We start from the raw sequence: 19,449 nt of genomic DNA, 5'->3' as shown, positions 1-19,449 counted from the left end.
GCCCATGATTGCGCTGCCCCGCACCAGAGGACAGACCTACGCGGTGCTGGGCCTTGGCCGCACCGGGCTCAGTGCGGCCAAGGCCCTGGCCGCCAGCGGCGCCCGGGTGCTGGGCTGGGACGACCAGGCGGAGCGGCGGTCCGCCGCCGCCGCCGCCGGCGTTCCGCTGGCCGATCTCATGCAGGAAAGCTTTGCGGAAATCGACGGCCTGGTCCTCAGTCCCGGTATTCCCCATCGCTTTCCCAAGCCGCACCCGGTGGCCGTGCGGGCGCGCGACCATGGCTGCGAGATTCTCTCCGACCTGGAACTCATGTGGCGCAGCCACCCCGAGTTGCGCGCCATCGGCATTACCGGCACCAACGGCAAGTCCACCACCACGGCCCTGATCAGTCACGTTCTGGCCGCGGCCGGGTGTGAAGTGCGGACCGGCGGCAATATCGGCCTTGGCGTACTTGCCCTGGAACCCGGTGGCAGCACCACCCGATATGTTCTGGAACTGTCCTCCTACCAGCTTGAACTGACGCCGGGCATGCGGTTCGAAATCGCCGTTCTCCTCAATATCAGCCCAGACCATCTGGACCGCCACGGCGGCCTTGACGGATATGTCGCCGCCAAACGGCACATCTTCGCTAACCAGCGGGCGGGAGACGTGGCCGTCGTCGGCCAGGACGACGTGTGGTGCCAGGCTATTCGCGACGAGCTTTTAGCGCAGCCTGCGGGCCGGACGATTGTTGCCGTTTCCGCGGAGGGTGCTGCGCCGGGCGAGGTCTCCGTTCGCGATGGCGTCCTCTATGACGAGCGAGCCGGCGGTGACGGCCGCGTCTGCGATCTGTCCGCCGCATCCTCTCTGCCGGGCCGTCACAACTGGCAGAACGCCGCCGCCGCCTATGCGGTCGCCCGTGCGGTCGGCATTGAGGCGGCGGTCATCGCTGGCGCGCTTGTCACTTATGCAGGCCTGCCACATCGCCAGGAGGTGGTCGCCCGCACCGGTCACGTCACCTTTGTCAACGACAGCAAGGCGACCAATGTGTCCGCCGCCTGTACCGCGCTCGACTGCTACGAACGCATCTACTGGATCGCCGGCGGCCAGGCCAAGGGTGAGTCCCTCGCGCCTCTGGCCAGCCGCATGGGCCGCGTTCAGGAAACCTTTCTTATCGGCGAAGCGACGGAAAGTTTTGCCCGGGACCTCAGTCCTCGTACCCTGGTCAGCCGCTGCGGCGATCTGGCGACAGCCGTTGCCCGGGCATCCCATGCGGCAACGAAGGACCCGCTTCCTTCGGTCATACTCCTGTCGCCGGCTTGCGCCTCGTTTGATCAATTCAGTGATTTTGCCGAACGCGGCGACCGCTTCCGCCAATTGGTGCTGGATCAGATTCAGGCCCTGCCGGCGGCGGAGGCCCGGTCATGACATTTCTGATGGCCCGCACCGATACTTCGATCATCGGCCGCTGGTGGTGGACCGTAGACCGCTGGCTGCTGGCGGCGGCCCTGTTGCTGCTGGCCATTGGCATCATGCTCGCCGCCATGGCCAGTCCCGCGGTGGCGGTGCGGATCGGCCTGCCGCCCCTCCACTTCGTCGAGCGGCAGATGGTTTTCAGTGTGCTGGCCCTGATTGTGCTGGTGGCGATCAGCCTGCTTGACCCGCTGACCATGCGCCGACTGGCCATTGTCGGATTCGCTGCGGCCCTGCTGGCCACCGCCCTGACTCTGGTCATCGGGCCCGAGATCAAGGGCGCCCAGCGCTGGCTGTCGCTGCCCGGCTTTTCCCTTCAGCCATCAGAGTTCCTCAAGCCGACCTTTGCCGTGGTCAGCGCCTGGCTGCTGGCCGAAGCACATCGCGACCCGGCTTTTCCCGGCCGGCGGATCGTCGCCGGCTTGTTCGCCGTCATCGCTCTGCTGCTGGTGGCCCAGCCGGACATGGGCATGACGGTCATTGTTGCAGCAGTCTGGGTTGCCCAGCTTTTTGTCGCCGGCCTGCCGATGGTCATCATTGTCGCCGTCAGCGTTCTCGGTCTGGTTGCCGCTATCGGCGCCTACTGGACCTTCGATCATGTCTCGAGTCGGATTGACCGTTTCCTGGACCCGGCGTCCGGCGACACATTCCAGGTAGATACCGGCCTGTCGGCATTCATGGCCGGAGGTCTGTTCGGACGCGGCCCCGGTGAGGGTAGCGTCAAAGATCGCCTGCCGGACGCCCACAGCGACTTCATCTTCGCTGTCGCCGGTGAGGAGCTGGGCATGTTCGCCGCTCTCATTATCATCGGTCTGTTCGCCCTGGTGGTGCTGCGCGGCTTTGCCCGCGCCAGCGACGAAAGCAGTCCGTTCGTACAGATCGCCACCACCGGTCTGCTGGTCGGCTTTGGCCTGCAGGCCATCGTCAACATGGCGTCGACCCTGCATCTGATGCCAACCAAGGGCATGACTCTCCCGTTCGTCAGCTACGGCGGTTCCTCCATGCTGGCCGTGGCCTTCACCATTGGCATGTTGCTGGCCCTGACGCGCCGGCGGCGAGGCGGCGACGGGACAGAGGCGTGGCGATGAACGCGCCTCTCGCCATGGCACGCAGTGCCACCGCACCCGTCGGCCAGATCAAAAGCGATGGTCAGGGCCGTCTCGCCCTGCTGGCGGCTGGCGGCACCGGCGGCCACGTCTTTCCGGCCCTGGCTCTGGCGGAGATCTTGCTGGCGCGCGGCTTCCGGGTTGACCTGGTGACGGATCGGCGGGGCAGTGCTTTCCACGATCTGGACCCGCGCATGGCGGTCCATCGGTTGTTTGCCGGAACTACGACGGGGCGCGGCCCCCTGCGCAAGGCGGCAGGCGCTGCGCGCCTGTTGCTTGGCGTCGGCCAGGCCTGGCTGCGCCTGATGCGCCTCAAGCCTGCTGTGGTAGTGGGCTTTGGCGGCTATCCTTCGCTGCCCGCGTTGATTGCCGCCTCGCGCCTTGGACAGCCAACCGTCATTCACGATCAGAACGCCGTGCTCGGGCGGGCCAACCGCCTTCTGGCGCCACGCGCGTCGGCCATAGCCACGTCCTTTGCCAGCGTCGCCGGGCTGCGGCCGCGCGATACCGGTCGCATCGTCTGCACCGGCAACCCGGTGCGCGCCGCGATCGCCCGCCTGGCGGGATCGCCCTACAGCGCACCGCAACTGGATGGTCCTCTGGATGTGCTGATTCTGGGTGGAAGTCAGGGAGCCCATGTCTTCAGCGCCGTTGTACCGGAGGCCATCCGCCGCCTGCCGCAACACCTGCAGGCGCGGCTGCGTATTGCCCAGCAGGTGCGGCCGGAAGACCTGGCCGCGGTAGAGGCGGCCTATGACGGGGTGTCGGCAAACATCACTTTGCGGGCGTTCTTTACCGATGTGCCGCAGCGCCTGGCGGCCGCCCATCTGGTGATCTGCCGGGCCGGCGGATCAACCGTGGCGGAGCTGACAACAGCCGGCCGGCCGGCCATCCTGGTGCCCTTTCCCGGCGCTCTCGACCAGGACCAGGCGGCCAACGCCCAGGCCATGGACGAGGCCGGTGGCGGCTGGCTGATGCCGCAAAGCGCCTTCACGCCCGACGCCCTGGCCAGCCGCCTGCAGCGTCTGCTGACCATGCCGGATCTGCTTATCCGGGCCGCCGCGGCCGCCGGCGCGCTGGGCCGGCCGGACGCCGCCGCGGCGCTGGCTGATCTGGTGGCGGCCACCGCCCGGCCGGTAGGGGGCGGGCGACCATGAAGGCGCTGCCCTTGAATATCGGCACCCTGCACTTCGTCGGCATCGGCGGTATCGGCATGAGCGGCATCGCCGAAATCCTGCACAACCTGGGCTATGCGGTGCAGGGCAGTGACGTGGCGGAGAACGCCAATGTTCAGCGACTGCGCGCGATGGGCATTCCCGTCACTATAGGCCACGGGGCGGAAAATCTGGGCGACTGCTCGGCGGTTGTCGTGTCATCAGCCATTACCCGTGACAATCCGGAAACCGAGGCGGCGCGCCAGCGATTCATTCCTGTGGTGCGGCGGGCGGAAATGCTGGCCGAACTGATGCGGCTCAAATGGTCAGTCGCGGTCGGCGGCACCCATGGCAAGACCACCACAACTTCGCTCGTCGCCCATCTGCTTGATACCGCCGGGTTTGATCCGACGGTGATCAACGGCGGCATCATCAATGCTTACGGCACCAACGCCCGCACCGGCGCCGGCGACTGGATGGTGGTGGAAGCCGACGAATCGGACGGCACGTTTGTCAAGCTGCCGGCGACCATTGCCATCGTCACGAATATGGACCCCGAACATATGGAGCACTACGGCTCCTTCAATGATCTGCGCGCCGCCTTCGCGACATTTGTCGAGAATGTCCCGTTCTACGGCTTCGGTGTGCTGTGCCTCGACCACCCGGAAGTGCAAACGCTGATTCCCGAGGTGCGCGACCGCCGCCTGCTGACCTATGGCCTGAATCGGCAGGCGGACGTTCAGGCGAGCGACGTCACCGCCGCCCAGGACGGTATGCACTTCACCGCCATCATCGGCGAGCGGGTCCGCGGCGGCGGGATGCTCCTGGAGCAGCTCCACCTTCCCATGTTTGGCCGCCACAACGTGCAGAACGCGCTTGCCGCCATCGCCGTCGCCCGTGAACTGGACATCGCCCCGGCGCATATTCGCCGCGGTCTCTCTTCCTTTCAGGGCGTCAAACGGCGGTTTACCGTCACCGGAACCACCGGCGGCGTCACGGTAGTCGATGACTATGGCCATCACCCGGTGGAAATCTCCGCGGTTCTGGCGGCAGCACGGGACATCGCCCGCGGCCGTGTCATCGCGGTGGTTCAACCCCATCGCTTCAGCCGCCTGCACGACCTGTTCGAGGATTTCTGCACCTGCTTCAACGATGCCGATTGCGTCATCGTGTGTGACGTCTATTCGGCTGGTGAAAAGCCGATTGCCGGCGCCGACCGCGACAGCCTGGTAGACGGCATCCGCGCCCGCGGTCACCGCGATGTCCGCCCGTTGCCAACCGCTGACGACCTGCCGCAGATGATCGCTGACCTGGCCACCGCCGGCGACATGGTGATCTGCCTCGGCGCCGGCTCCATCACCCAGTGGGCCAACGCCCTGCCTGGCGCCCTGCCCGGCGCTTTGCCCGGCCCTGGCGCCCGTCATACGGGGAGCGGGCGATGACCATGGCGGCCATGCGCGATGACCCGCTGATCAACCGTCTGCCGCCAGTGCGCGGACGATTGGCGGCCAACGCGCCGCTGGGTCCGATGACCTGGTTTCGCACCGGCGGGCCAGCCGAAGTCTTGTTCCGCCCGGCCGACGAAGACGATCTGTCCTCTTTCCTGTCGGCGCTGCCGGCGGACGTCCCGGTCACGGTGTTGGGAGTCGCGTCAAATCTACTGGTGCGGGACGGCGGCATTGCCGGCATCGTTATCCGGCTCGGCCGCCGCTTTGCAAGCGTCACGGTGGACAATGAGCGGGTCAGCGCCGGCGCCGGCGCCCTCGATCGTACCGTCGCCCTGACGGCGGCCGCGGCCGGCCTTTCCGGCCTTGAATTCCTCTATGGCGTTCCCGGCACCATCGGCGGCGCCCTGCGCATGAACGCCGGCGCTTATGGCCGGGAAATGGTGGATGTGGTGGTCCAGGCGCGGACCATGGACCGGCAGGGCCAGGCCCATGTGCTGAGTCCGGCGGACCTCGGCTTGACCTATCGCCGATCCAGCCTGCCGCAAGACTGGATCATCCTCGACACAACGCTCTCGGGCGCGCCTGCGGCGCGAACGGAGATCGAAGCTCGCATGGCGGACATCGCCCGCCAGCGGGAGGAGAGCCAGCCGGTGCGGGCCCGCACCGGCGGCTCGACCTTCGCCAATCCAACGGGCGAAAAAGCCTGGCGCCTGATTGAGCAGGCGGGCTGTCGCGGTCTGCGCATCGGTGACGCCATGGTGTCGGAGAAGCATTGCAACTTCATCATCAATCTGGGCCAGGCCAGCGCCGCTGACATCGAAAATCTGGGCGAGGAAGTCCGTCGCAGGGTAGAGGCGGCAAGCGGCATAGGTCTGCGGTGGGAGATCCGGCGCATCGGCGCGCCGTTGCCAGGCACCCTGCGGCAGGACGTGCCGCAGGAGACGACGCCATGACCCGACACGTCGCGGTGCTGATGGGCGGTCAGTCCGCCGAACGGGAGGTCTCGCTGTCCAGTGGCGATGCCTGCGCCCGCGCCCTGCGTGACAAGGGGTTCAGGGTCAGCGAGGTGGACGCCGGGCAGAACCTGGCCCTGGACCTGGATCGGCTGCGCCCGGACGTCTGCTTCAACGCCCTGCATGGTCGGTTTGGCGAAGATGGCTGCGTTCAGGGACTGCTCGAAGTGCTGCGCATTCCCTACACCCATTCCGGCGTTACCGCCTCAGCCATTGCCATGGATAAGGCGCTGGCCAAGCGCCTGTTCAGCGCCGCCGGCCTGCGCTGCACCGACGGTCTTGTGGTGCCGACGGCTGAAATCAACGCGCGCGATCCTCTGCAGCGGCCGTACGTGGTCAAACCCGTGCGCGAGGGATCAACCTTCGGCGTTCGCATTGTAGAGCCAGGTGACAACCGACCGCCGATTGACAGCGACTGGCGTTATGGCGAGCAGGCTTTGGTGGAGCCCTATGTGCCCGGTCGCGAACTGACGGTCGGCGTCATGGGCGACCGCCCGCTGGCAGTGACCGACATTGTTACGAACACGGCCATCTTCGACTACCGGTCCAAATATACGGCGGGCTTTGCAACCCATGTCTTGCCGGCTGATATCCCGTCGGCGGTTTATGACCTGGCCATGGAGTCGGCGCTTACCGCCCATCGCACACTGGGGTGTAGCGGCGTCAGCCGTTGTGACTTCCGCTTTGATGAACGGCATGGCGCGGCCGGCCTGCACCTGCTGGAGATCAATACCCAGCCCGGCATGACCGGCATCAGCCTGGTGCCGGAACAGGCAGCGCACTGTGGCATCAGTTTTGGCGACCTGGTCGCCTGGCTGGTGGAGGAGGCGCGATGCCACGCCTGAGACAGTCGCGGGCCTCTGCCGGCCGCCCCGGCGCACGCGCCTGGCGTGGCATGGCCTGGCTGGGCGAGCGACTCTTGTCCCGCCGCGGCATTACGGTTGCCGGTGCGCTCGCGGTCACCTTGTCAGGCGCCTGGCTGTGGCATGACGGCGGTGTAACCGCCCTCAATCAATCGCTGGCCCAGGCAACCAACCAGGCTGCACGGGCCATGGGTCTGCGCGTCGAGTCCATTCTGGTCAGCGGCCGGCAAGAAACCTCACAGGCCGCCCTGCTGGCTGCGATAGGCGTCCGTCGCGGCGACTCCCTGGTCGGCGCAGACACCGGCGCCATCCGCCGGCAGGTTGAAGCTCTGCCCTGGGTTGCCAGCGCCGCCGTCGCCCGACACCTGCCCGACACGCTGTATGTGACCATAGCGGAGCGCCGGCCGGTCGCGTTCTGGCAAGCGTCCGGGCAACTGGTGCTGATCGACGCGACCGGAGTGAGGATAGAGGCCATCGCGTCCGGCCTGCCGGTGCCCCGCCGTTTTGCCCATCTGCCGGTGGTCGCCGGGGACGGCGGGCTGGATCATCTGAGCGAGCTGCTCGCCATGATGGCGGACGCGCCGGATATCGCCAGCCAGGTCACAGGGGCGGTGCGCGTATCCGAACGGCGGTGGAATCTGCGCCTGTCCACAGGCGTCAATCTGCTTCTGCCAGAGGCCGGCCCGACCGCCGCCCTCCAGCGGCTGCGCCAGGTCGATCACGCGCACGGTTTGCTGTCGCGTGACATTCTGTCGATTGATCTGCGGCTGCCGGATCGCGTGATCATCCGTTTGCCAGGTGTTTCCGCCACTCATGTTGTTGCCGTCGGAGAGGACACATGAGCGGTCGAAAACGCCGGAACGGTCACGCCCTGTCACGCGGCAGCACGATCGCCGCCCTCGACGTGGGAACGGCCAAGGTCTGCTGCTTTATCGCCAAGCTGGAAGCCAGCGGGCCGCGCGTCATCGGTATCGGCCACCAGATCGCCCAGGGCGTACGCGCTGGCGCCATCGTCGATATGGAAGCGGCGGAGCAAGCCATTCGCGCCACCGTACAGGCGGCGGAGCAGATGTGCGGTGAGACCATTCGCGAGGTCCATGTCAATGTGTCCTGCGGGGTTCCCACATCGTCCCGCATCCATGTGGACGTCGCCATCGCCGGCCATGAGGTCAGCGCCAGCGACGTTCGCCGCGCCATGATGGAAGGCGGACAGGGCGACTTCGAAGACAATCGTCGCATCCTTCATCGTATTCCCATCGATCATGCGATTGACGACACGACAGGGATCGCTGATCCGACCGGCATGTTTGGCGACCGGCTGGCCTTGACCCTGCACCGCGTAGACGCGGCGCCGGGGCCTGTGCGCAATCTGGAAACCGTCATCGAACGGGCCCACCTGGACGTGGCCGGCCTGGTGACTACGCCCTATGCGTCCGGTCTGGCCTGCCTGGCCGATGATGAGAGCGACCTTGGCGTCACTCTGGTGGACATCGGCGCCGGCACAACATCCCTCGCCCTGTTTTTCGGTGGCCGCCTGATTCACCAGGACGTACTGCCGGTCGGCGGCGGTCATGTCACCGGTGATCTGGCGCGCGGACTGACCACGCCGCTGTTGCATGCCGAACGGATCAAAGTGCTCTTCGGCAGCCTGCTGCCGAGCCGCACCGATGATCATGAAATGGTTGAAGTCACGCCCGTCGGTGAAAGCGACAGCGTCCAGCCCAATCAGGTGCCACGCGCCCTGATAAACAGCATCGTCCGGCCACGAGTCGAGGAAATCCTCGAAATGGTTCGCGACCGCTTGCACGCCAGCGGCTTTGACCGCCTGGTCGGCCGTCGTGCGGTGATCACCGGCGGCGCCAGCCAGACCCCGGGCATGCAGGACTATGCCGGCCGGGTTCTGGACAAGCAGGTGCGGATCGCCCGGCCCGCCTACATCAGCGGCCTGGCCGAAGCGACCGGCGGTCCGGCGTTCTCCACCGCCGCCGGCCTGCTGACCTACGCCCTGAACGCACCGGACGGACCCGACTACGGCCCGCGTCCCACCGACCGCACGCTTCCCGCACTCGGCATGTTTGGCCGTGTTGGCGGGTGGCTGCGTGACCATTTCTGAAGCAAACCCGGCAACGGAGAACAAGCCATGAACCGCACATTGCGCCATCAGGACCGGCGCCCGACCAACCCGGCCCCTGCCGAACATCTGACACGAAGGGAGGATCACTCATGACCATTCACCTCAGCATGCCCAGGAACGAGCCCGAACTACGGCCACGCATTACGGTCATTGGCGTTGGCGGCGCTGGCGGCAACGCCGTAGACAACATGATTCGCTCCAACCTGGAGGGAGTCGAGTTCATCATCGCCAACACCGATTGTCAGGCTCTGTCACAGTCTGCCTGCGAACGGCAGATCAAGCTCGGCATCAACATCACCCGCGGCCTCGGCGCGGGTGCGCGACCAGACGTCGGGCGGGCGGCCGCCGAAGAAGCCATGGAAGAGCTGCTCGACCATCTGGGTGATGCAAACATGGTGTTCATTACGGCCGGCATGGGCGGCGGAACCGGCACCGGCGCAGCCCCGGTCATTGCCCGCGCCGCACGGGAGCGCGGCATCCTGACGATTGGCGTTGTCACCAAGCCGTTCCACTTTGAAGGCACGCACAGAATGCGGATTGCCGATGCCGGCATTGACGAGTTGCAGAACTATGTGGACACGCTGATTGTCATTCCCAATCAGAATCTGTTCCGCGTCGCCAATGAACGAACGACCTTCGCCGACGCATTCAAGATGGCTGACGACGTCCTGTACTCCGGTGTGCGAGGCGTCACTGACCTGATGATCATGCCGGGCCTGATTAACCTGGATTTTGCCGACATTCGCTCCGTCATGGGCGAAATGGGCAAGGCCATGATGGGAACCGGTGAAGGCGATGGCGAGCGGCGCGCGCTCGACGCGGCCGAAGCCGCCATCTCCAATCCGCTTCTGGACGATGTCTCCATGGAAGGCGCCCGTGGCATCCTGATCAATGTCACCGGTGGCATGGACATGACACTGTTCGAGGTCGACGAGGCGGCAAACCGTATCCGTGCCGAAGTCGATCCCAATGCCAACATCATCTTCGGTTCAACCTTTCACGAGGAGATGGAAGGCACCATGCGTGTCAGCGTTGTCGCCACCGGCATCGATGTGGATCAGGTATCGGCCACGCGACCGCATCTGAAAGTGGTCCACGATGCGGTGGCGGAAAAGACCGTCGGTCAGGGCGAGCCGCAACCGGTGGTCGCGGTAGCCGCTTCCAGCCCACCAGCGTCAGATGACGCGCAGGCGGCAACGGCACAGCCCACCGAAGAAGACGCACCACCGGCAGACACTCTCGTCCATGCGGCGGCATCTTCCAGCGACGACCATGCGCCGTCTTCCAACGAAGGCCATATGGACCAGGCCGCGGCGGAGACCGCCACGACTCCTGACAGCGGTGAAACGGCGCTCGCCGCCCGGGCTCACGGCGAGCCCTTCATTGCGCCACCGCCGGTGACCACCGGCCGGCGGCCGGCGGTTTCCCGGCCCGAGCCCTTCGCCGAAGCCGACATGGTCAATGGCCGCGGCCAACCGATGCGCGGGCGCCGGGGGCCGAGCCTGTTCGAACGGGTCACCGGCACCGGTCGCGCCCGTCGCCGGCCGGACGAGACGCGTGATCCCGAAGCCTCGGCCGCCACAGCGGGACCAGTCGCGACCAGGCCCGCGACGACCGGCGAACCGGCGCCCGCGCCGCGCCAACCGGAAGCCGCGGCGGAACACCCTGCCAGGCCGGCCGGCCGGCCGCAGGTGGTTGCCCGGCAGGCCACCCCGCAGGCGCAACTCGGCGGCCTGACCGCCACCGAGCGCCCCGGCCGTACGCCGCACGAGGACGATTTGTTGGATATCCCGGCCTTCCTGCGCCGGCAGGCCAACTGACCACCGGCGACCGCCACCCCGGAGCCGACACGGTTCCGGGGTGGGGGTTCCGGGACACGGCTCAGAGCATCTCGGCGATCCGACCACTGCTCCAGCCAGCCGAGCAGGCAATATTCAGAAACAATTGGTGATTTGGGCCCTATATCCGGGCCTGATACGTTTTCCTGCGGATTGTGAGCCGTTGCAGATCGTTATCTGTGATCGGCCATTCGACAGTTTTCCGGTCCTGCAGTTTTTCAGGCGATGCGGCGAGAATAGATTTGTCCAGCAAAGACCGCCCCTGCGAACAACCTGCCGCCACCAACGCCATTGCGTCGGTCACACCACTCTCCACCGATTCCACCACAGCCGGTGTGCAAGTTCAGCACACCCTGAAATCGTCCATTCAGTGCAGCGGGATCGGCCTTCACTCCGGTGCCACCGTCACGTTGGTGCTTCATCCCGCCCCTGAGAGCTCCGGTATCGTCTTCCGCCGCCGGCGCGGGCTGCGCCCGACCCATATTCCCGCCCATTGGAGCCACGTGGTGGATACTTCGCTGTGCACCGTTGTCGGCGATGGTGACGGCACGACCGTCGGTACTGTGGAGCACCTGATGGCCGCGCTGGCCGGCTGCGCTATCGATAATGCAGTAATTGAGCTGGACGGGCCGGAAGTGCCGGCCATGGATGGCAGCAGCGCTCCTTTTGTCTTTCTGATTGAGTGCGCCGGCCGGGCTGCCCAGAAGGCGCCGCGCCGCGCCATTCAGGTTCAGACGCCGGTCGGTGTGACGGGCGACGGAAAGTCGCTGGATATTGCGCCCGCGGCCGAACTCACGATCCACATGGCCATCGAGTTCAGCGAATCAATGATCGGCCGCCAGGACGTCTCTTTCCGTCTGGAGGAAGGCAGCTTCAAATCACATCTGGCCCGGGCCCGCACGTTCGGCTTCGATCACGAGGTCAGCGCCATGCGGTCCGCCGGGCTGGCGCTTGGCGGCTCACTGGACAATGCGGTGGTACTCAGCGGTGATCGGGTCCTCAACGATGAAGGCCTGCGTTTTCCGGACGAATTTGTGCGCCACAAGGCGCTGGATTGCCTGGGCGACCTCTATCTGGCTGGCGCGCCGCTGACTGGCGCCGTCACTGGCTGGCGCTCTGGCCACGCCCTCAACCATGCCCTGCTGCAACGGCTGTTTTCCGACGACAGTGCCTGGCAGGTGACGACCTTGCCTGCGTCGCCGGTCGCAGACGTGCCGGTTCAGCCTGCCCGCCAGGCGGTGGCCGGCGGCTTGTAGCCTTCGGCCCGGAGCGGCCACCGCCGCTCGCCCCATTTGCGGCCGGCATCTGTGTATCGTTGGCTGCCGATGGTATAAGGGCAGGATGGCTCACCTTGAGGCCATGCCCTGTTCCCACCGGCCGACCTTATGACCAGACAGACAGCCCAGATCGTCCTCCGCCGCGGCCGCGCTGCATCGCTGCTGGCCGCTATAATGTTCGTGCTTGCGGCCTGTTCCGGCGACAATGAGCGGGCCTATGTCGATAGGCCGGTGGAAGACCTCTACAACATTGCTCTCGACCAGCTGGCCGCAGGCGATTTTGCAGAAGCCGCCATTGGCTTTGACGAGGTGGAGCGACAACACCCCTACTCCATCTGGGCGACCAAGGCGCAGCTCATGGCCGCCTATGCGCACTATGCGAACAATGCCTATGACGACGCCGTCGTCGCGGCCGACCGGTTTATTCAGCTTCATCCGTCGAACCGTGACACGCCCTATGCCTATTATCTCAAAGCCATCTCATTCTATGAGCAGATCATTGATGTTGGTCGCGACCAATCGCTGACGGCACAGGCGCTGCAGTCGCTGGGCGAGGTCATTCGACGGTTCCCCGATAGCGATTATGCCCGCGATGCCGGACTGAAACTGGACCTGGTCCGCGACCATCTGGCCGGCAAGGAAATGGAGGTCGGGCGTTTCTACCAGCGACGTGGTGACTATCTGGCAGCGCTCAGCCGGTTCCGTATCGTGGTGCGGGATTACCAAACAACAACTCACGTTCCCGAAGCGCTGCACCGCATCAACGAGGTCTATTCCGCCCTCGGTATAAACGACCAGGCAGAACGCACCGCGGCTGTCCTCGGCTACAATTATCCCGGCAGCGAGTGGTATGTGGACACCTATGAACTCACCACCGGCGAGGCAATCCGCCCGCCCGGGCAGGATCGCGGAATCCTGACACGGACCTGGGACTGGCTGTTCTAGCCCCGGTCATGCTGTGCCGTCTTTCGATTCGCAATGTGATTCTGATCGAAAGCCTGGATATCGAGTTTGAGTCCGGGTTGTGCGCGCTGACCGGCGAGACCGGCGCCGGAAAATCCATTCTTCTCGATTGTCTTGGACAGGCTCTGGGCGGTCGCGCCGACGCGGCACTGCTGCGGCCGGGAGCGGAACAGGCCACCATCTCGGCCCTGTTTCAGATAGATGATGAACATGCCGCCTGTCGCAACGCCCGCGAAGCCGGCCTCCATGTGGAAGATGGCATGTTGCTGCTGCGCCGGACACTGAGCCGCGATGGCCGGACCCGCGCCTATGTCAACGACCAGACCGTCAGTGTCGGTCTGCTGCGTGACATCGGCGACAGCCTGGCAGAGATCCAGGGTCAGTTTGAACAGCATGGTCTGCTGGACGAGACGGGGCACGCCGCCGTGCTTGACGCATTCGGTGGCCACCAGGCGGAACTGGCGACTACGGCTGCGGCGTGGCGGGCCTGGCGTGATGCCGTCCGCACCGCGGCCGACGCCGTTGGACGGACCAACCAGTCACGGCAGGACGCCGCCTTCCTGGCCGAAAGTATCGCCGATCTGACAGACCTTGATCCCCAGCCCGACGAAGAGACCGCGTTGGCCGATGCACGCCGCCGGCTGCAGAACCGTGACCGGCTTGTGGCCGGCCTGACCCAGGCACTCGACGCCGTGGCCGGTGCCGGCCGGGCGGAGGAGTCGCTGCATGTGGCGGCGCGCGCAATCGCGACGATTCGGACCGATGCCGGCGTGGCCGGTCAGGCACTGCTTGACGCAGTGGACAGGGCCATCGCCGAGGCGGCGGAGGTGCGAAGTGGCCTTGAGTCTCTGGCCAGCGGCCTGGACGACGATGACCAGTCCCTGGAAGCAATCGAGGAGCGCCTGTTCGCCTTGCGGGCAGCAGCGCGTAAGCACGGCACGGAAGTGGCCGGGCTGTCTGACCTGCGCCGGACCATGCAGGAACGACTCGCTCTGCTGGACACGGCGGATGAAGAACGCGAGCGGCTGGAGCGCGCCGCGGCCACAGCGAGAGCGGCCTATCTTACTGCCGCCGGGGCACTGACCACGGCGCGACGGAGCGCGGCGCAGGCCCTCGACACGGCGGTGGCGGCGGAATTGCCCCCGCTTAAGCTGGAGCGTACGCGGTTTGTCACGTCCGTCGGTCCGCTTAAGTCCGGTGATGGTAACTCCGGTGCTGGCGATGGGGGCGACGACTCCGGCGACGGGGCAGCCGATGGTCGCGACCGTGTCTGTTTTCTGGCGGCAACCAATGATGGCGATGTACCGGCGAGCCTCAGACGGGTCGCCTCGGGCGGTGAACTGGCACGCTTTCTTCTGGCCCTCAAGGTCGTGCTGCATCACGCTGATGAAGGGCGCAGCCTGATCTTTGATGAAGTGGACGCAGGGATCGGCGGTGCCGTGGCCGCGGCAGTCGGTGAGCGTCTAGCCGGGCTTGCCGCCACCCGGCAGATCCTGGTGGTCACCCACTCGCCACAGGTGGCGTCTGCCGCTGACCGCCATCTGCGGGTGCGCAAGGAGGTCAAGGGTGGTGCTACGCGGACCCTGGTGACGGTGCTGGATGACGCCGGCCGACGTGAGGAAATTGCCCGCATGCTGTCCGGCCGCAAGGTGACTGAAGAGGCCAGGGCCCAGGCTGATCGCCTGCTGGAACGGGTGCGGCCCCGTAGGCCGACGGCCCGCACCGCACAGTCGGCATGACCCGCAAGCCCAGAGCGACCCGACGCGGCGGCAAGCCACCGGCGAATGCGGCATCGCCGGGTGATCTGACCGAAGCGCAAGCGCGACGGGAGATCGCCCGCCTCAGCGAGGAAATCCGCCAACACGATGCGCACTACTTCACCAGGGATGCCCCGGTGGTCAGTGATGCCGACTATGATGCGCTGAAACAGCGCCTGATAGCGCTCGAAGAAGCCTTTCCGGCGCTGCGACAAGCCGACAGTCCGACCCAGACCATTGGCGCGCCGCCAGCCGCCGCCTTCAGCAAGGTGCGGCATCAGGTTCCCATGCTGTCGCTGGCCAATGGCTTCTCGGCCGATGACATCGCCGAGTTCTTTGGCCGTGTGCGGCGCTTTCTCGGCCTTCCCCCGGAGACCGGCCTGGAGGTCGTCGCCGAACCAAAGATCGACGGGCTATCCCTTTCCCTGCGTTATGAAGACGGCCGATTGGCCCAGGCGGCGACCCGTGGTGATGGCGAGACCGGCGAAGACGTGACCGCCAATGTTATGACCATCGCCGACATTCCCCACACGCTTGCCGGAAAGAACTTGCCGCGGCAAATCGAGGTTCGTGGCGAGGTCTATATGACGCGCGACGACTTCCTGGCGCTAAATCAGGCCCAGAAAGACGCCGGCCGGCCGCTCTACGTCAATCCGCGCAATACCGCCGCCGGCAGCCTGCGCCAGATCGACCCCACGATAACGGCGTCCCGGCCGCTGCATTTCTTCGCCTATGCCTGGGGCGCCCTCAGCGCACCGCAAGCATCGACCCAGATGGCATTTCTCGAACGCCTGGAAGAGTGGGGGCTGCGCCGCAGTCCCCACACACGCTTGTGTCAGGACGAGCAGCAGGCGCAGGACCACTACGACGCGCTGGTCCGCTTGCGCCCTGACCTGCCGTTCGACATTGACGGCATGGTGCTGAAGGTCAACCGGCTGGACTGGCAGGGCCGGCTCGGCGCGGTCAGCCGGTCTCCCCGCTGGGCCATCGCCTGGAAGTTTCCGGCCGAGCAGACCCGGACTGTTGTGGAACGCATAACCATTCAGGTCGGTCGCACCGGTGCGCTGACGCCGGTGGCGATGCTGCGCCCGGTCACGGTCGGCGGCGTCGTTGTCAGCCGCGCCACCCTGCATAATGAAGACGAGATCGCCCGCAAGGACATTCGCGAAGGCGATACTGTCATCATCCAGCGGGCTGGCGACGTCATACCCCAGGTGGTCAGTGTGGTGCTGGACAAGCGACCCAAGGACTCCAGGCCATACCCATTTCCAACCACGTGCCCTGAGTGTCACAGCCATGCGGTACGCGAAGACGGCGAGGTGGTGCGCCGGTGCACCGGCGGCCTGGTCTGCCCGGCCCAGGCGGTGGAACGGCTGCGCCACTTCGTTTCACGCAACGCCTTCGATATCGAGGGACTGGGCGAGAAGCAGATCGAGGCCTTCTTCGCCGACGGGCGGATCAGGACGCCGGCCGATATCTTTACGCTGGAAACACGCGACGGGCAGATTGGCCCGCCGCTGGCGGAGCGTGACGGCTGGGGCAAGACCTCCGCCGGCAATCTGTTTCAGGCTATCGCCGCGCGCCGGCGCATGCCGCTGGACCGCTTCATCAATGCCCTGGGCATTCGCCATGTGGGTCTGACCACGGCGCGAGTTCTGGCCCGACGCTATGGCGACGCACGGTCATGGGTCGTCGCCATGACAGAGGTGGCCGGCGGCAACGAAGCGGCGAAAGCCGGCCTGCTGGACATTGACGGCATCGGCGAGACTGTGGCCCACGCCCTGGCCGACTTCTTCGGCGAAGACCACAACCTGGATGTGGTGAATGATCTCTTGCAGCACGTCACCCCCGAACCGCTGGCGGTGGTCGCCAAGGACTCGCCGGTCGCCGGCAAGACAATCGTCTTTACCGGCACACTGGCGCGCATGAGCCGCGACGAGGCCAAGGCCCGGGCCGAAGCCCTGGGCGCCCATGTGGCGGGCTCGGTTTCCGCAAGGACGGATATTGTGGTGGCCGGCGAAAAGGCCGGGTCAAAGGCCAGACGCGCGGCCGAGTTGAACGTGCAGATCCTGAGCGAGGATGAGTGGCTGACGCTGGTCGGCGAAGAGGCCTGAGCCGGCCCCCGTCCCGCACACCCGGCCCGCACGTTCCTCCGGCACACCCGTCCGCCACACAGGGCCCGGCCTTTTGGCTACGCCCTGCGGTCTGTCCCTGGCTAAGCCTGGTCAGATGTCAGGGGCCGTGTCGCCGCCGCCAGCCATGTGGCCACATCCGCCGGCACGTCCGCGGTCAGGGCCTGGCGCACCCGGGCATGATAGGCGTCCACCCAGTCACGCTCCGCCGCGGTCAGCAGATCAACCCGTATGAGGCGCCGGTCAAGCGGCGCAAGGGTCAGGGTTTCCAGCCCCAGAAGGTCCCGCTCGCCGCCGGCTGGCCGCTCAGGCGGTGTCACCACCACCAGGTTCTCGATACGGATGCCGAACTGTCCGGTTTTGTAGTAGCCTGGTTCGTTGGAGACGATCATCCCCGGTTGCAGGGCAACGCCGACCCCGCCCTTGGAAATGCGCTGTGGCCCTTCATGGACGCCGAGATAGCTGCCGACCCCATGGCCGGTGCCGTGGTCGAAATCCACGCCGGCCTGCCACAGGGGATTGCGCGCCAGGGTATCGAGCTGGGCGCCCGTGGTGCCCACGGGAAACCGGGCGCGGGCCAGGGCGATATGGCCCTGCAACACCTGGGTATAGCGGGTCCGTTGCTCTTCAGACGGTGTGCCGATAGCGACGGTCCGCGTCACGTCGGTAGTGCCATCCAGATACTGCCCTCCGGAATCGAACAGGTAGAGATCGCCGTCGCGCAACACCCGGTTGGTGGCGGCGCTGACCCGGTAGTGAACGATGGCGCCATTGGCGCCGGTGCCGGAAATGGTGTCGAAACTCAGATCCTGAATCAGCGCACCGTCCTGCCGCAACGCCGCCAGATGGTCCGCCGCCGATTGTTCCGTGACCTCGCCGGACGCCGCCTCATGGGACAACCATGCAAGAAACCGCACCAGCGCCACGCCGTCCCGGTGGTGGGCCGCCCGGGCACCGGCGATCTCCGTTTCGTTCTTCAAGGCCTTGGGCAACTGGCAGGGATCATCCACGCGCCTGATCTCCGCCCCGGCCGCAGCCAGACGCTCGAACACCCAGGCCGGCGCGCTGGCGGGGTCGACCATGACCGCAGCCCCGTCGCCACCCAGTCCATCGAGCGCCGGACCAAACCCCTCCGGCTCGGCCAGTTCAACGCCGTTGCCCAGATGCTCGCGCAGACCCGGCGCCACCTTCCGCTGGTCCATGAAGAGCGACACGCTGCCATCGTCGCGCAGGATGGCAAAGGACAGGGCGAGCGGTGTGCGCGGCACGTCGCCGCCGCGGATATTAAGCAGCCAGGCAATGGAATCCGGCGCCGTCAGCACCACCGCCCGGGCCTTCTGGTCCGTCACCGCAGCCGCCACGTCACGGCGCTTGTCGGCCGATGAACGCCCGGCAAAGCGCGCCGGATGCGGCACCACCGGACTGACCGGAGCCGCCGGCTGATCGGTCCATGCCTGATCCACCGGATTGTCCGCCACCGCCAACAGACTACCGCCCGCCTGATGCGCCGCTTTGGCCATGGCTTCGATCTGGCGCGGCGTGTGCAGCCACGGGTCATAGCCCAGTACGCGACCGGCCCCCAGATTGGCCTGGACCCACGCTGTGGCGGGCGTCTCCACCATGTGGCAGACCTCGAACAAGGCGCCATCCACCTGGTCCGCCGCCTGCAGCGTATAGCGGCCATCGACGAACAGAACGGCCCTGTCGGCCAGGACAATCGCCAGCCCAGCGGACCCGCTGAAGCCGGTCGCCCACAACAGCCGTTCCGCCCGCGCCGGCACCATTTCGTTCTGATGCTCGTCGGCCCGGGGTATCAGGAATCCGTCTATGCCCAGTTCGCCGAATTGCTGACGCAGGGCGGCCAGTCGCGCCGCCGGAGTGGTCGGGCCGGCGGCCGGCGGCGCCCCGGCCAGGCTCTGACGCAACCGGCGCAGCACATCGCGCAAGGCAGCATCCGGCGCTTGCGCCACCAGGGCCATCCATGCGTCGGGATCATGGCCCGTCGGCGCCGCCAGAACGCCGCGCACCAGATCGGCCACCGCCTTGCCGTCCAGGGTAGCCCCGGCGCGGGTCAGCTCCTGTGACACGGCGGCAAGCAGCGCCGGATCATGACCGCCCGTATCCTGCGCGGATTTCGTTACGCGTTCCGTCATCGTCTGCTCCCGGCGCATATAGGCAATGGACCAATTATGGTGAAGAAGTGGCTAAAGGTAGGATTTTGTTCATTTCGTCATGAGTCCAATGTTGGCCAGCCCTGCAAAATCCGCAGACCTTACCCCCTCATCTTTCATCTAAGACATCCCATATAGCA

Annotated in this window: 14 protein-coding genes; 13 read left to right on the top strand and 1 reads right to left on the bottom strand. The window is 66.2% G+C overall.

The window, feature by feature from the left end:
- Window positions 1-4: 4 nt before the first annotated feature.
- From murD to ligA, 13 genes are all read left to right on the top strand, one after another.
- The gene (murD, locus tag RIE31_05505; GenBank protein MEQ8640053.1) at window positions 5-1,408 is read left to right on the top strand and encodes a UDP-N-acetylmuramoyl-L-alanine--D-glutamate ligase; all 1,404 of its coding nucleotides are present in this window, start codon (window positions 5-7) and stop codon (window positions 1,406-1,408) included.
- Window positions 1,405-2,541, top strand: coding sequence for a putative peptidoglycan glycosyltransferase FtsW (locus RIE31_05500; GenBank protein ID MEQ8640052.1), 1,137 nt, complete (start codon window positions 1,405-1,407; stop codon window positions 2,539-2,541). Before murD ends, RIE31_05500 begins: the two co-directional genes overlap by 4 nt.
- Window positions 2,538-3,716: an undecaprenyldiphospho-muramoylpentapeptide beta-N-acetylglucosaminyltransferase gene (gene murG / locus RIE31_05495; GenBank protein ID MEQ8640051.1), complete on the top strand. Its 1,179-nt coding sequence runs from the start codon at window positions 2,538-2,540 to the stop codon at window positions 3,714-3,716. The genes RIE31_05500 and murG overlap by 4 nt, the downstream gene beginning before the upstream one ends.
- On the top strand, window positions 3,713-5,155 hold the full coding sequence (murC, locus tag RIE31_05490) for a UDP-N-acetylmuramate--L-alanine ligase (GenBank protein MEQ8640050.1): 1,443 nt from the start codon (window positions 3,713-3,715) through the stop codon (window positions 5,153-5,155). Before murG ends, murC begins: the two co-directional genes overlap by 4 nt.
- Window positions 5,156-5,157: 2 nt before the next feature.
- Window positions 5,158-6,114 carry a UDP-N-acetylmuramate dehydrogenase gene (gene murB / locus RIE31_05485; GenBank protein MEQ8640049.1) on the top strand — a complete coding sequence of 319 codons (957 nt, stop codon included), beginning with the start codon at window positions 5,158-5,160 and terminating at the stop codon, window positions 6,112-6,114.
- On the top strand, window positions 6,111-7,019 hold the full coding sequence (locus RIE31_05480) for a D-alanine--D-alanine ligase (protein MEQ8640048.1): 909 nt from the start codon (window positions 6,111-6,113) through the stop codon (window positions 7,017-7,019). The genes murB and RIE31_05480 overlap by 4 nt, the downstream gene beginning before the upstream one ends.
- Window positions 7,007-7,879, top strand: a complete 873-nt coding sequence (locus RIE31_05475; GenBank protein ID MEQ8640047.1) for an FtsQ-type POTRA domain-containing protein — start codon at window positions 7,007-7,009, stop codon at window positions 7,877-7,879. The genes RIE31_05480 and RIE31_05475 overlap by 13 nt, the downstream gene beginning before the upstream one ends.
- Window positions 7,876-9,150, top strand: coding sequence for a cell division protein FtsA (ftsA, locus tag RIE31_05470; GenBank protein ID MEQ8640046.1), 1,275 nt, complete (start codon window positions 7,876-7,878; stop codon window positions 9,148-9,150). The genes RIE31_05475 and ftsA overlap by 4 nt, the downstream gene beginning before the upstream one ends.
- 110 nt (window positions 9,151-9,260) lie before the next feature.
- Window positions 9,261-10,991 carry a cell division protein FtsZ gene (gene ftsZ, locus RIE31_05465; GenBank protein MEQ8640045.1) on the top strand — a complete coding sequence of 577 codons (1,731 nt, stop codon included), beginning with the start codon at window positions 9,261-9,263 and terminating at the stop codon, window positions 10,989-10,991.
- Between the two features lie 260 nt (window positions 10,992-11,251).
- Window positions 11,252-12,265 carry a UDP-3-O-acyl-N-acetylglucosamine deacetylase gene (gene lpxC / locus RIE31_05460; GenBank protein ID MEQ8640044.1) on the top strand — a complete coding sequence of 338 codons (1,014 nt, stop codon included), beginning with the start codon at window positions 11,252-11,254 and terminating at the stop codon, window positions 12,263-12,265.
- 129 nt (window positions 12,266-12,394) lie between these two features.
- Window positions 12,395-13,231 (top strand): outer membrane protein assembly factor BamD, encoded by an 837-nt coding sequence (locus RIE31_05455; GenBank protein MEQ8640043.1) that lies wholly within the window; start codon window positions 12,395-12,397, stop codon window positions 13,229-13,231.
- A gap of 8 nt (window positions 13,232-13,239) precedes the next feature.
- Window positions 13,240-14,988 (top strand): DNA repair protein RecN, encoded by a 1,749-nt coding sequence (gene recN / locus RIE31_05450; protein ID MEQ8640042.1) that lies wholly within the window; start codon window positions 13,240-13,242, stop codon window positions 14,986-14,988.
- On the top strand, window positions 14,985-17,120 hold the full coding sequence (ligA, locus tag RIE31_05445; GenBank protein ID MEQ8640041.1) for an NAD-dependent DNA ligase LigA: 2,136 nt from the start codon (window positions 14,985-14,987) through the stop codon (window positions 17,118-17,120). Before recN ends, ligA begins: the two co-directional genes overlap by 4 nt.
- Before the next feature lie 101 nt (window positions 17,121-17,221).
- Here ligA and RIE31_05440 read toward each other — a convergent pair whose 3' ends face one another.
- Window positions 17,222-19,291: an aminopeptidase P family protein gene (locus RIE31_05440; GenBank protein MEQ8640040.1), complete on the bottom strand. Its 2,070-nt coding sequence runs from the start codon at window positions 19,289-19,291 to the stop codon at window positions 17,222-17,224.
- Window positions 19,292-19,449 lie beyond the last annotated feature (158 nt).

The sequence above is a fragment of the Alphaproteobacteria bacterium genome, assembly GCA_040218575.1.
Classification (GTDB): Bacteria; Pseudomonadota; Alphaproteobacteria; order JAVJRE01; family JAVJRE01; genus JAVJRE01.
Note: the sequence above shows the minus strand (reverse complement) of the source record. Positions and strands in the feature narration are given on the sequence as shown.